A 12,962-nucleotide genomic window follows, 5' to 3' on the forward strand; every position below is an offset into this window, starting at 1 on the left:
GCGCGGGCGGCGGCCGAGGGCCGGGCACCCGCGCGGCGTCGGGCGGGGAAGACGCATGGCCGAGGCGCCGCGCTACAAGCGCATCCTCCTGAAGGTCTCCGGCGAGGCCCTGATGGGCGATGCCGAGTTCGGCCTGGACGACGCCACCGTCAGCCGCATCGCCGAGGAGGTCGAGACCGTCCGAGCCATGGGCGTCGAGGTCTGCCTGGTGATCGGTGGCGGCAACATCTATCGCGGCCTGGCCGGTGCCGCCCACGGCATGGACCGCACGGCGGCCGACTACATGGGCATGCTGGCCACGGTCATAAACTGCCTGGCCCTGCAGAACGCCCTGGAGCGGCGCGGCGTCGATACCCGCGTGCAGTCGGCGATCACCATGGTGCGGGTCTGCGAGCCCTATATCCGTCGGCGCGCGCTGCGCCACCTCGAGAAGGGGCGGGTGGTGATCTTCGCCGCCGGCACCGGCAACCCCTTCTTCACCACCGACACCGCCGCCGCGCTGCGCGCCTCCGAGATGGACTGCGACGCCCTGATGAAGGGCACCAAGGTCGACGGCGTCTACGACGCCGACCCGATGAAGGTTCCCGACGCCAAGCGCTTCGAGCGGCTGACATACCGCGAGGTGCTGACGCGCGACCTCGGGGTCATGGACCAGGCCGCCATTTCTCTGGCGAAGGACAATCACATTCCGATACTAGTCTTTTCGATCGTCGAGCCAGGCGCTTTGGCCGCCACGGTGACCGGCGAGGGGAAGTTCACTGTTGTCGATGACGGGAAGCAGCCATGGCCGACAGCCTGATCAAGGATATCGAGAAGCGCATGGACGGCGCCGTCGAGGCGGTCAGGAAGGAATTCGTCGGCCTGCGCACCGGGCGCGCCTCCGCGGGACTGCTCGAACCGATCATGGTCGACGCCTACGGCGCCGCCATGCCGCTCAACCAGGTCGCTTCGATCTCGGTGCCCGAGCCGCGCATGATCGTGGTCTCCGTCTGGGACCGCAAGCTGTCGGGGCCGACCGAGAAGGCGATCCGCGAATCCGGCCTGGGGCTGAACCCGGCGAGCGAGGGCGCGACCATCCGGGTGCCGATCCCGCCGCTGTCCGAGGAGCGCCGCCAAGAGCTGGTCAAGGTCGCCGGCAAGTACGCCGAGCACGGCAAGGTCGCCGTACGCAACGTCCGCCGGGACGGCATGGAATCGCTGAAGAAGCTCGAGAAGGACCACGAGATATCCGAGGACGAGCAGCGCCGGCGGAGCGATGAGATTCAGAAGCTGACCGACCGCCATGTCCAGCTGATCGACGACGCCTTCGCCGCCAAGCAGGCGGAGATCATGCAGGTTTGAAGCCTGCAGCAGCCGCGTCGGACCCGGGGGCGACAAGACGGTGAGCGGACCACTGAGCGGACCACCAAGCCACGTCGGCATCATCATGGACGGCAACGGACGCTGGGCCACGGCGCGCGGCCTGCCGCGGGTCGCCGGCCATCGCCAGGGCGCGGAGGCGGCGCGGCGCACGGTCCGCGCGGCGGTGGATCTCGGCATCCGCCACCTGACGCTCTTCTCCTTCTCCTCGGAGAACTGGAAGCGGCCGATGACCGAGATCGAGCAGCTCATGGAGCTGCTGCGCCGCTACCTGCGCAGCGAGATCGTCGAGCTGCACGAGCAGGGCGTCCAGCTGCGCGTGATCGGCGACCGCGAGCGCCTGGCCCCGGACATCGTGCGCCTGGTCGAGGAGGCCGAGGCGACGACCCGCGACAACCGGCGCCTGACCCTGGTCATGGCGCTGTCCTACGGTGCGCGCCAGGAGCTGACCTCGGCGGCGCGCGCCCTGGCCCGCGAGGCGGCCGCCGGGCGGCTCGACCCCGAAGCCATCGACGAGGCGCTCTTCGCCTCGCGCCTCTGGACCGCCGACCTGCCGGATCCCGACCTGCTGATCCGCACCAGCGGCGAGATGCGCATCAGCAACTTCCTGCTGTGGCAGCTGGCCTACGCCGAGTTCGTCTTTACCGAGCGGCTGTGGCCCGACTTCGGGCGCGACGACCTCGCCTCGGCGATCAACGAGTTCGGCCGGCGCGATCGGCGCTTCGGTGCGGCCGCTTCCACGGGATAACCGGCCGCGGCGGCCGATGATGGCCAGGGTCGTCTCGTCCCTGGTCCTCGGGCCGATCGTGCTGCTCGCCATCTACCTCGGTCCGCCGGCCAGCGACGGCCTGCTGATCGCCGCCGCCGCCGTTCTGGCCTGGGAGTGGGGCCGCGTCTGCGGCCGCCAGCGCGGCTTCGGGCTGGCCGAAGGCACCCTGGTCGCGGCCAGCGCCGCGACGCTCGGTGCCGGCGCCGTCGCCGGCATCCAGATCGCCTGCGTCGCCGCCGTCCTCGGCGCGCTGCTCAGCCTGCTGGCCGCGACGTGGGACGGGCGCCGCCCCGCTTCGCGCGAGCGAGACGGCGCAGGCCGGCTGCCGGCCGACCGCCTGGTCCTCTGGTTCGGCTTCGGCCTCTTCTACGTCGCCCTGCCGCTCTTGGCCCTGCAGTGGCTGCGGGGCCCGGCAGGAACGGGCGGTGCGGCAGCGGCAGGCGCCGGGGCGTCCGCCGGGGGCCTCGAGGTGCTACGTCTGTTCTGGCTGATCGGCCTGGTCTGGGCGACGGACATCGGCGCTTTCTTCGTCGGGAGCACCCTGCGGGGGCCGAAGCTCTGGCCACGGATCAGCCCGAACAAAACCTGGTCGGGCATGGTCGGCGGCCTGGCGGCGGCCGGCCTGCTCGGCGCCGGCTTCGCGATCGCCGCGGCGCCCGAGGCGCTGTGGGCCCTGGTGGTGCTGAGCGTGCTGCTGTCGCTGGTCGCCCAGGCCGGCGACTTCTTCGAGTCGGGGGTCAAGCGCCACTTCGGCGCCAAGGACGCGAGCGGCCTGATTCCGGGCCACGGCGGACTGCTCGACCGCGTCGACGGGCTGCTCGCCGCAACCCTGGCCCTTGCCTTCCTGGCATGGCTGGGCAAGTCTCCTCTCTGATGTCCCTGTCCGAAAACTTGGCCAATGCCCTTGGCGCGCCGCGGCGGATCGCTGTCCTCGGCGCCACCGGCTCGATCGGCTGCAGCACGCTCGACCTGATCGAGCGCAATCCCGGCCTGTTCGAGGTCGAGGCGCTGACCGCGAACCGCTCGGTCGCGGCGCTCGCGGAGCAGGCGCTCAGGGTCCGCCCACGCTTCGTTGCGCTCGGCGAGGAGGCGGGCTACGCCGAGCTGAAGGCGGCGCTGTCCGGCAGCGGCATCGAGGTCGCCGCCGGCCCGCAGGCGCTGATCGAGGCGGCGGAACGGCCCTCGGACTTTGTCATGTCGGGCATCGTCGGTGCCGCGGGCCTGCCGCCGACGCTCGCCGCGGTGCGCCGGGGCGCGACCGTCGGCCTCGCCAACAAGGAGACCCTGGTCTGTGCCGGCGAGCTCATGACCGCCGAGGTCAGCCGCTGGGGCGCGACGCTGCTGCCGGTGGATTCCGAGCACAACGCGATCTTCCAGGTGCTCGACGCCGCGACTCCGGAAGCCGTCGAGAAGCTGATCCTGACCGCCTCGGGCGGGCCCTTCCGGACCTGCTCGCTGGACGAGATGCGCGGCATGAAGCCGGCCCAGGCGGTCGCCCACCCCAACTGGTCGATGGGCGCCAAGATATCGGTCGATTCGGCGACCATGATGAACAAGGGCCTGGAGCTGATCGAGGCGCACCATCTGTTCGGCTTCGACGAGCAGCGCATCGACATCCTGGTGCACCCCCAGTCGGTGATCCACTCCCTGGTCGCCTACGTCGACGGCTCGGTGCTGGCGCAGCTCGGCCGCCCCGACATGCGCACCCCGATCGCCTATGCCCTGGCCTGGCCGAGGCGCATGTCCGCGCCGGTCGAGAAGCTCGACCTGGCCGAGATCGCGACCCTGACCTTCGAGGCGCCCGACGCCCTGCGCTTCCCGGCGCTGCGCCTGGCCCGCGAGGCGCTGCGCCAGGGCGGCAGCGCGCCGGCCGTGCTGAACGCCGCCAACGAGGTCGCGGTCGCCGCCTTCCTGGACGACCGGATCGGCTTCCTGGCGATCGCCGAGGCCGTCGAGCGCACGCTGGAGCGCTACGCACCGACTCCGATCGAGGGGCTGCAGGCCATGTTCGACACCGACAGCGAAGCACGCCGCTGCGCTGCGGAGATCGTCGCGGCCCTGGCGTAGCGCCCCTGGCCTAGGGGGAAGGGGCTGCGACGCCGCTGCCCTTGTCATTGCGGCGCCGACGCGCGATCTAACGGAACGTTCCCGCCGCACGCCCACCCCCGAGCCCGTCGCCACCGGAGAGACCGCCGCCCATGGAGATCCTGTCCTTCCTGCCGCTCGACAGCCTGGAGTCGATCGCCGTCTCGGTGCTTGCCTTCCTGGTCATCCTGACCGTCCTGGTATTCGTCCACGAGCTCGGTCACTTCTGGGTGGCGCGCCGCTGCGGGGTCAAGTGCGAGGCCTTCTCGATCGGCTTCGGCCCGGAGCTGTTCGGCTGGAACGACAGCAAGGGCACGCGCTGGAAGTTCTCGGCCCTGCCGCTCGGCGGCTACGTCAAGATGTTCGGCGATGCCGATGTCACCAGCCGGCCGGCGCCGGCGATCCAGGAGGCCGTCGAGGAGGCCACCGGGGGCGAGGAGGTCGCCGAGGGCGAGGAGACCGGCGACTGGGCCGGCGGCAAGGCACGGCCCCTGACCGCCGAGGAGCGCGCGGTCTCCTTCCACCACAAGTCGCTGTCGCGCCGGGTCGCGATCGTCGCCGCCGGGCCGGCGGCCAACTTCCTGTTCGCCATCGTCGTGATGACCGCCTTCTTCGTCTACCCCGGCCAGCCGACCACGCCGGCGCTGATCGGCGGCGTCGTCGAGGACAGCGCGGCGGCGGAGGCCGGCCTGCAGGCCGGCGACCGGGTCCTCGAGATCAACGGCAGCCGGATCGAGCGCTTCGAGCAGATCCAGCGGCTCGTACACCTGAACCTCGAGGCGCCGCTGGCGATGCTGGTCGAGCGCGACGGCAGGCCTGTCGAGCTGACCGCGACGCCGCAGATCGTCGTTCGCGAGGACGCCATGGGCAACGAGGTGCCGGTGCCGATGCTCGGCATCCAGGCCAGCGGCAGCGCCTTCGTTCCGCAGGGCCTGAGCGCGCCCTGGGCCGCGGTCGAGGAGACCGTGTCGCTGACCGGTGCCACGCTCCAGGCGGTCTGGCAGATGATCACCGGCACGCGCGGCACCGACGAGCTGGGCGGGCCGATTCGGATCGCCGAGATGTCGGGCCAGGTCGCCCAGACCGGCGTCATCTCGGTCGTCTGGTTCATGGCCGTGCTCTCGATCAACCTCGGCCTGATCAACCTGTTCCCGGTACCGATGCTGGACGGCGGGCACCTGCTGTTCTACGCCATCGAGGGCGCGCGCGGCCGGCCGCTCGGCGAGCGGGCGCAGGAGTACGGTTTCCGGATCGGCCTGGCGATGGTGCTCACCCTCTTCGTCTTCGTCACCTGGAACGACCTGTCGCGCCTCCTTGTTTTCTGATATGCCGACTGACCGGACCGCGCGGGCCGGCTAGTTCGGCACGCGCGCGACGGAGCGAGCAACGGGCCGAGAGCAACGGGCCGAGACAAACCAGTCGAGAGCGACAGGCGACGGAGCGGGCGTGTCGGCAGTGAGGGACCAGGGGGGAGAGGGTGTGTCTGCGAGATCGGTGAGGCGGGGCGCCGCTGTATTGTGCGGGCTCTTCGCCCTCTTCCTGCAGGCCTTCCTGGCCGTCGATCCCGTCTCGGCTCAGGACGCCGTGCCGGCGGGTGGCGTGATGCGCGAGATTCGCATCGACGGCGCCCAGCGGGTCGATCCCGAGACCGTGCGCAGCTACATGCGCATCCAGCTCGGCGATCCCTTCGACCCGATCGTGCTCGACGAGTCGCTGAAGAGCCTGTTCGAGACCGGCCTGTTCGCCGACGTGACCCTGGCCCGTCAGGGCGACACGCTGATCGTCCGCGTCGTCGAAAACCCGGTCATCAACCGCATCGCCTTCGAGGGCAACCAGCGCATCGAGGACGAGGAGCTGGAGGGCGAGATCGAGCTGCGGCCGCGCGTCGTCTTCACCCGCACCAAGGCGCAGAACGACGTCCAGAGGATCCTCGAGCTCTATCGCCGCGAGGGCCGCTTCAACGCCACCGTCGAGCCGAAGATCATCCAGCTCGAGCAGAACCGGGTCGACCTGGTCTTCGAGATCGACGAGGGCGCGGTGACCGAGATCTCCGCGATCAACTTCGTCGGCAACCGGGAGTTCTCGGACGGTACGCTGCGCGGCGAGCTCGTCACCAGCGAGACCGCCTGGTGGCGCTTCTTCACCTCGGCCGACGTCTACGACCCGGATCGACTGGCCTTCGACCGCGAGAACCTGCGGCGCTTCTATCTCTCAGAGGGCTTCGCCGACTTCCGCGTCGTCTCCACCATCGCCGAGCTCAGCCCCGACCGCTCGTCCTTCATCATCACCTTCACGGTCGACGAGGGGCCGCGCTACCGCTTCGGCGCGATCGACATCAGCACGACTCTGAAGAACCTCGATCCCGAGGAGGTCCGCGACCTGGTCGAGACCGAGGAGGGCGAGTGGTACGACGCCGACCTGGTCGACGACACGGTCGACGCGCTGACCGAGGCGGTCGGCAACCTCGGCTACGCCTTCGTCGACATCCGCACGCAGATCGACCGCAACCGCGAGGAGCTGACGATCAGCCTGACCTACGAGATCCAGGAGGGTCCGAAGGTCTACGTCGAGCGCATCGACATCGAGGGCAACGTGCGGACGCTCGACCGTGTGATCCGGCGCGAGTTCCGCCTGGTCGAGGGCGACGCCTTCAACGCCGCCAAGCTGCGCCGCTCGCGCGAGCGTGTCCAGAACCTCGAGTTCTTCCAGGCGGTCCAGGTCACCAACGAGCCGGGCAGCGCCGCCGACAAGACCGTGGTCAAGGTCGAGGTCGAGGAGGCCTCGACCGGTGAGGTTTCGCTCGGCGCCGGCGTCTCGACCTCGGTCGGACCGCTCGCCCGCATCCAGATCCGCGAGCGCAACCTGCTCGGCCGCGGCCAGGACCTGCGGCTCGGCTTCCAGCTCTCGGGCATCTCTTCCCAGGTCGACCTCAGCTTCACCGAGCCCTACTTCATGGGCCGCGACGTCTCGGCGGGCGTCGACCTGTTCCGCAATACCCTCGAGCGCGAGGAAAGCAGCTTCAACCAGAGGCGCCTGGGCGGCGCGCTACGCGGCGGCTACAATCTCACCGAGTACACGCGCAACATCTGGCGCTACCAGCTCGAGCGACGGACCATCGAGGACGTCAAGGACACCGCCGCCTTCGCGGTCAAGTCGGAAGAGGGCACGACCGTGCGCTCCGGCATCAACCAAGAGCTGATCTGGGATCGCACCGAGGGCGGCATCAATCCAAGCCGCGGCTTCCTGGTCAGCTACGAGGCCAACTTCACCGGCCTCGGCGGCGACGTCCGCTTCCTGCGCAACGAGCTGAAGGGCAATTACTACCACCCGCTGTTCGAAGACTTCACGCTCTTCGTCGGGGGCACTGTGGGTCACATGGACGGGCTCGGGCAGGACACGCGCGTCTCCGACCGCTTCTTCCTGGGCGGCACGACCTTCCGCGGCTTCGAGTTCGGCGGCATCGGCCCGCGGGACATCGCCTCGGAGGACGCGATCGGCGGCAAGCAGTACTACAAGGGCACCGTGGAGCTGCGCTTCCCGCTCGGCTTCCAGGACGCGCTCGACGTGCAGGGGCGGTTCTTCATGGACGCCGGCGCCGTCTGGGGCTTCGACGGCGATACCGGATCGGTCGACGACTCGACGGCGCCGCGCCTGACGATCGGACCGGGCCTGGTCTGGAACTCGCCGCTCGGACTGGTCGCCATCGACTTCGGCTTCCCGATCCTGAAGGAGGAATTCGACAAGACGCAGCTGCTGAACTTCAGCTTCGGCGTCCAGTTCTGAGCATGGGCCGGTGTCGCCGTCCCGCGGGCGCCGCCCTGGCCGCGCTGCTGCTGGCGGCTCTGGTCGTCCCCCTGGCCGCCCTGACAGCGGCGGGACCGGCGGCGGCCCAGCGCGACGGCCCGCCGGCGGTCGCGGGCATCATGATCGTCGATTCACAGCGCATCCTGCGCGAGGCGAACGCGGTCAAGGGGCTGCAGGCCGGCCTGGAGGCCGAGCGCGACGCTTTCCGCGACGAGCTGCGCCAGCACGAAGCCGAGCTGCGCGATGACGACGCCGCCCTGACCCGCGAGCGCAGCAGCCTCAGCAACGAGCAGTACCTGCAGCGCCGCCGCGAGCTCGAGCAGCGCTTCGCGGGCTTCCAGAGCGAGATCGCCGAGCGCCGGCGCGCCCTGGAGGGCCGCTTCACGCAGGGCATGAGGGCGATCGAGGCGCATCTGCTGGAGATCGTCGGCGCGCTTGCCAAGGAGCGCGGCATCGACCTCGTGCTGCCGAAGAGCGCGGTGCTGCTCGCAGACCCAAGCTACGAGGTCACCGACGAGGTGATGCAACGGCTCAACCTGACGCTGCCGCGCGTGGTCACGCCGGAGGAGTAGCATGGCCGACCCCCGTTTCTTCCAGTGTGCCGGGCCTCTGGGCCTCGGGCGCATCGCCGAGATCGCCGGTGCCGAGATCGACGACTCCCGGGCCGGGGACGCGGACGCCGAGCGGCCGTTCGAGGACGTGGCGCCGCTCGATACGGCCGGCCCCCGCGACATCGCCTTCCTGGACAACCGGCGCTACCTGCCGGCCTTCGGGTCGAGCAGCGCCGGCGCCTGCATCGTCGCCGCGGAGCACGCCGCGCGCGCGCCGGAGGGTATGATCCTCCTGGTCACGGCCACGCCCTACACGGCCTACGCCCGCGTCGCGGCAGCCTTCTATCCGAATCCGCAGACGCCGGCCGGCGTCCATCCCACCGCCCTGGTCGACCCCAGCGCGCGGATCGGCGCCGACGCCCATGTCGGCGCCTTCGCGACGGTCGGCGCGCGGGCCGAGCTCGGCGACGGCGCGGTCGTCCACGACCACTGCTCGATCGGCAGCGGCGTCGTCGTCGGCGCCGGCACCGAGATCATGAGCCACGCTTCGCTCAGCCACTGCCTCATCGGCCGCCACTGCCTGATCCACGCCGGGGCACGGATCGGCAACCGCGGCTTCGGCTTCGCCCTCGACCCCAAGGGCTACGTCGACGTCCCGCAGCTCGGCCGCGTCCTCGTCGAGGACGGCGTCGAGATCGGCGCCAACGTGACGATCGACCGCGGCGCGGGGCCCGACACCTTCATCGGCGCCGGCTCGAAGATCGACAATCTGGTCCAGCTCGGCCATAACGTCAGCCTGGGTCGCGGCTGCGTCCTGGTCGCCCAGTCCGGCGTCGCTGGCTCTTCGAAGCTGGAGGATTTCGTGATGATTGGGGCCCAGGGCGGCGTCGGAGGCCACCTGACGATGCACAAGGGCTCGCGGCTCGCTGGCAAGAGCGGCCTCATGACAGACGTGCCGGCAGGCGAGACCGTCGGCGGCTTGCCGGCAATGCCGCTGAGGGACTATTTCCGCCTGGTCGCGATGTGGAAGCGCCAGTTGAAGGACGCGGGCAAGAAGAAATGAACGATACCAGCGCAGCGCCCCCCGCCAAGCCCCTGAAGGAGCTCGGTGCCGCCGACATCCTCGGCGTCATGCGGATGATCCCGCACCGCTATCCCTTCCTGATGATCGACCGCGTCATCGAGATCGAGAACGACGTCCGCGCGGTCGGCATCAAGAACGTCTCGATCAACGAGCCGCACTTCCAGGGCCATTTTCCGCGCCAGCCGATCATGCCCGGCGTCCTGATCATCGAGGCGATGGCCCAGACCGCCGCGGTGCTCGTGGTCGAGACGCTCGAGGGAGCGGCGGCCGGAAAGCTGGTCTACTTCATGTCGATCGACGAGGCGCGCTTCCGCAAGCCGGTCTTTCCGGGCGACCAGATCCGCGTCGAGGTCTCGAAGGTGCGCAACCGCGGCCAGGTCTGGAAGTTCCGCGGCGAGGCCAAGGTCGGCGGCCGTCTGATGGCCGAGGCCGCCTTCACTGCGATGATCATGGACGACTGATGGCATCTGTCCACGCCACCGCGATCGTCGAGGCGGGGGCCAGGCTGGGGGAGGGGGTCGAGGTCGGCCCCTTCTGTCTGGTCGGGCCCGAGGTCGAGCTCGGCGACCGGGTCAAGCTGCACAGCCACGTCGTCGTCGCCGGACGCACCAGCATCGGCGCGGGCACGGCGATCTTCCCATTCGCCTCGCTCGGCCACGCGCCCCAGGACCTCAAATACGCCGGCGAGGCATCACGCCTCGAGATCGGCCGCGACAACGTCATCCGCGAGCAGGTGACGATGAACCCCGGCACCGCCGGCGGCGGCCTGCTGACCCGCGTGGGCGACGGTTGCCTGTTCATGGTCGGCGCCCACGTCGCCCACGACTGCCAGGTCGGCGACCGCGTGATCCTGGCGAACAACGCGACCCTGGCCGGCCACGTCCAGGTCGGCGAGCAGGCCATCGTCGGCGGCCTCTCGGCAGTCCACCAGTTCGTGCGCATCGGCCGCCACGCTATGATCGGCGGCATGTCGGGCATCGAGCACGACGTCATTCCCTACGGCCTGGCGATGGGCGAGCGGGCTCGCCTGGGCGGCCTCAACCTGGTCGGCCTGAAGCGGCGCGGCTACGAGCGCGGCCAGATCCAGGGCATGCTGGCCGCCTACCAGCGCCTGTTCGAGGGCGACGGCACCCTCGCCGAGCGGGCCGTCCAGGTCGCCGAGGAGTACGCCGGGCTCGACCCGGTGCGCGACATCGTCGCTTTCGTGCAGGCCGATTCATCGCGCGCGCTCTGCCAGCCGCGCCCCGCCCATGGCGGCCGCTGACGCCGCTCCGGCGCGCCCCGGGCTCGGCATCATCGCCGGGGCCGGACCGGTTCCCCGCCGGCTGATCCAGGCCTGCCGCGATGCCGGCCGCCCGCTCTGCGTGGTCGCCTTCGAGGGCCAGACCGATCCCGAGACCGTCGAGGACGTGCCCCACCTCTGGACCCGCCTCGGCGCGGCCGGCGAGATCCTCGACTTCCTGCGCGCCCAACAGGTCGGCGAGCTGGTCCTGGCCGGGCCGATCAAGCGGCCCAGCCTCTCGGAGGTGCGCCCCGACTGGCGCGCCGCCCGGTTCTTCGCGCGGATCGGCAAGCGCGCCTTCTCCGACGACGGGCTGCTCGGCTCGATCGTCCGCGCCCTGGAGGAGGAGGAGGGCTTTCGCGTGGTCGGCCTCGACCAGCTCCTGGGCGGCGGGCCGCTGCGGCCGGGTCCGCTCGGGCGCCACCGGCCCGACGCGCTCGCCCAGGCCGACATCCGCCGCGGCGTCGAGGTCGCGCGCGCCGTCGGCCGCCTCGACATCGGCCAGGCCGTCGTCGTGCAGCAGGGCACGGTGCTCGGCGTCGAGGCGATCGAGGGCACGGACGCCCTGCTGGCGCGCTGCGCCGGGCTGGCGCTTTCCGGCCCCGGCGGTGTCCTGGTCAAGCTCAGCAAGCCGCAGCAGGAGCGCCGCGTCGACCTGCCGACGGTCGGGCGCGACACCGTTGCCGGCGCCGCTTCGGCCGGCCTGCGCGGCTTGGCCGTCGAGGCCCGCGGCACGCTGATCGTCGACCGCGCCGAGACCGTCGCCGCGGCCGACGCCGCGGGGCTGTTCCTGGTCGCGGTCGATTCCGGCGATCCGGACCCCGCCCCGTGAGCGGCGAGGGGACCGGCGCCGGGACAGGCCTGCGGCCGATCTTCCTGGTCGCCGGCGAGCCTTCGGGCGACCAGCTCGGCGGCCGCCTGATGGCGGCGATGCGGCGGCGCGCGGGCGGCGAGCTGCGGTTCCTGGGGGTCGGCGGCGAGCGCATGGCGGAGCAGGGACTGGACAGCCTGTTCCCGATGCGCGAGCTCTCGGTGATGGGCTTGACCGAGGTGCTGCCGCATCTGGCCCGAATCCTCGCCCGCATGGCCGAGACCGAGGCGGCGGCGCGCGCTGCGCGCCCGGCGGTCTTCGTCTCGATCGACAGCCCGGGCTTCTCGCTGCGCCTCGCCCGGCGTCTGAAGGACAGCGGCATGCCGCTGGTCCACTACGCCGCCCCCTCGGTCTGGGCCTGGAAGCCCTGGCGGGCGCGCCGGATCGCCCGCTACCTCGACCACCTGCTCTGCCTGCTGCCCTTCGAGCCGCCCTACTTCGAGCGCCACGGCCTGCCGACCACCTTCGTCGGCCATCCAGCCATCGAGGCGCTCGCCGAGGCCGGCGGCGGGGCGGGAGCGGCCTTCCGGGAGCGCCACGGCCTACCGGGCGAGGCGCCGCTGCTCTGCGTGCTGCCGGGTAGCCGGATGGGCGAGGTGCGCCGCCTGCTGCCGCTGTTCGGCGAGGCGCTGGGCCGGCTCCCGAAGGATCTCGAGGGCCTGCGGGTCGTCGTGCCGACCGTGCCCGGCGTCGCCGAGGCGGTGCGCGCCGGCACCGCGGCCTGGCCACTGCCGACCCTGGTCGTCGAGGGCGTGCGGGACAAGTACGGCGCCTTCGCCGCCGCGCGTGCGGCGCTGGCCGCCTCCGGCACCGTCGCCGTCGAGCTCGCGGTCGCCGGCGTGCCGACGGTGATCGGCTACCGGGTCGGCGAGCTCAGCGCCGCGATCGCCCGGCGCATGATCCGGGTGCGCTTCGTCTCCATTCCCAACCTGGTGCTCGACCGGGCGGTGATGCCGGAGTTCCTGCAGCAGGACTGCACGCCGGCGAAGCTGGCGGGGGCTTTGGGCCCGCTGCTCGCCGGCGGCCCCGAGCGCGAGGCGCAGCTCTCCGGCCTGCGCGAGGCGGTCGCTCTGCTCGGCGGCGCCGGCCCCGGCAGCCCGAGCGAGCAGGCCGCGGCCATTGTCCTGGCGCTCGCCGACCGCGCGCGGTCCTCGTGA

Annotated in this window: 13 protein-coding genes; all 13 read left to right on the top strand. The window is 71.3% G+C overall.

Translation table 11 applies throughout. The features are described from left to right. Window positions 1-55 precede the first annotated feature (55 nt). Window positions 56-799, top strand: a complete 744-nt coding sequence (gene pyrH, locus WD341_RS20410) for a UMP kinase (protein WP_368427336.1) — start codon at window positions 56-58, stop codon at window positions 797-799. Continuing rightward, complete coding sequence (gene frr / locus WD341_RS20415) at window positions 784-1,341, top strand: ribosome recycling factor (protein ID WP_368427337.1); 558 nt, start codon at window positions 784-786, stop codon at window positions 1,339-1,341. Before pyrH ends, frr begins: the two co-directional genes overlap by 16 nt. Before the next feature lie 40 nt (window positions 1,342-1,381). After that, window positions 1,382-2,107 carry an isoprenyl transferase gene (locus WD341_RS20420; protein ID WP_368427338.1) on the top strand — a complete coding sequence of 242 codons (726 nt, stop codon included), beginning with the start codon at window positions 1,382-1,384 and terminating at the stop codon, window positions 2,105-2,107. A 19-nt stretch (window positions 2,108-2,126) separates the two neighbouring features. Beyond that, window positions 2,127-3,002, top strand: a complete 876-nt coding sequence (locus WD341_RS20425; RefSeq protein ID WP_368427339.1) for a phosphatidate cytidylyltransferase — start codon at window positions 2,127-2,129, stop codon at window positions 3,000-3,002. Further along, the gene (locus WD341_RS20430; protein WP_368427340.1) at window positions 3,002-4,195 is read left to right on the top strand and encodes a 1-deoxy-D-xylulose-5-phosphate reductoisomerase; all 1,194 of its coding nucleotides are present in this window, start codon (window positions 3,002-3,004) and stop codon (window positions 4,193-4,195) included. Before WD341_RS20425 ends, WD341_RS20430 begins: the two co-directional genes overlap by 1 nt. A gap of 131 nt (window positions 4,196-4,326) precedes the next feature. Then, window positions 4,327-5,538 (top strand): RIP metalloprotease RseP, encoded by a 1,212-nt coding sequence (gene rseP / locus WD341_RS20435; protein ID WP_368427341.1) that lies wholly within the window; start codon window positions 4,327-4,329, stop codon window positions 5,536-5,538. Between the two features lie 190 nt (window positions 5,539-5,728). Continuing rightward, a complete protein-coding gene (gene bamA, locus WD341_RS20440) occupies window positions 5,729-7,996 on the top strand; it encodes an outer membrane protein assembly factor BamA (protein ID WP_368427342.1) in 2,268 nt (755 codons plus the stop codon). Between the two features lie 2 nt (window positions 7,997-7,998). Further along, window positions 7,999-8,589, top strand: coding sequence for an OmpH family outer membrane protein (locus WD341_RS20445; RefSeq protein ID WP_368427343.1), 591 nt, complete (start codon window positions 7,999-8,001; stop codon window positions 8,587-8,589). Window position 8,590: 1 nt separating this feature from the next. Then, window positions 8,591-9,631 (top strand): UDP-3-O-(3-hydroxymyristoyl)glucosamine N-acyltransferase, encoded by a 1,041-nt coding sequence (gene lpxD, locus WD341_RS20450; protein ID WP_368427344.1) that lies wholly within the window; start codon window positions 8,591-8,593, stop codon window positions 9,629-9,631. Continuing rightward, entirely contained in the window at window positions 9,628-10,113 is a 486-nt protein-coding gene (fabZ, locus tag WD341_RS20455) for a 3-hydroxyacyl-ACP dehydratase FabZ (protein ID WP_368427345.1), read from the top strand. The genes lpxD and fabZ overlap by 4 nt, the downstream gene beginning before the upstream one ends. Beyond that, entirely contained in the window at window positions 10,113-10,916 is an 804-nt protein-coding gene (lpxA, locus tag WD341_RS20460) for an acyl-ACP--UDP-N-acetylglucosamine O-acyltransferase (protein WP_368427346.1), read from the top strand. Before fabZ ends, lpxA begins: the two co-directional genes overlap by 1 nt. Then, entirely contained in the window at window positions 10,903-11,766 is an 864-nt protein-coding gene (locus WD341_RS20465; RefSeq protein ID WP_368427347.1) for an LpxI family protein, read from the top strand. Before lpxA ends, WD341_RS20465 begins: the two co-directional genes overlap by 14 nt. Next, a complete protein-coding gene (lpxB, locus tag WD341_RS20470; protein ID WP_368427348.1) occupies window positions 11,763-12,962 on the top strand; it encodes a lipid-A-disaccharide synthase in 1,200 nt (399 codons plus the stop codon). The genes WD341_RS20465 and lpxB overlap by 4 nt, the downstream gene beginning before the upstream one ends.

The organism is Tistlia sp. (assembly GCF_040905785.1).
In the GTDB taxonomy this organism is placed as follows: Bacteria; Pseudomonadota; Alphaproteobacteria; order Kiloniellales; family DSM-21159; genus Tistlia.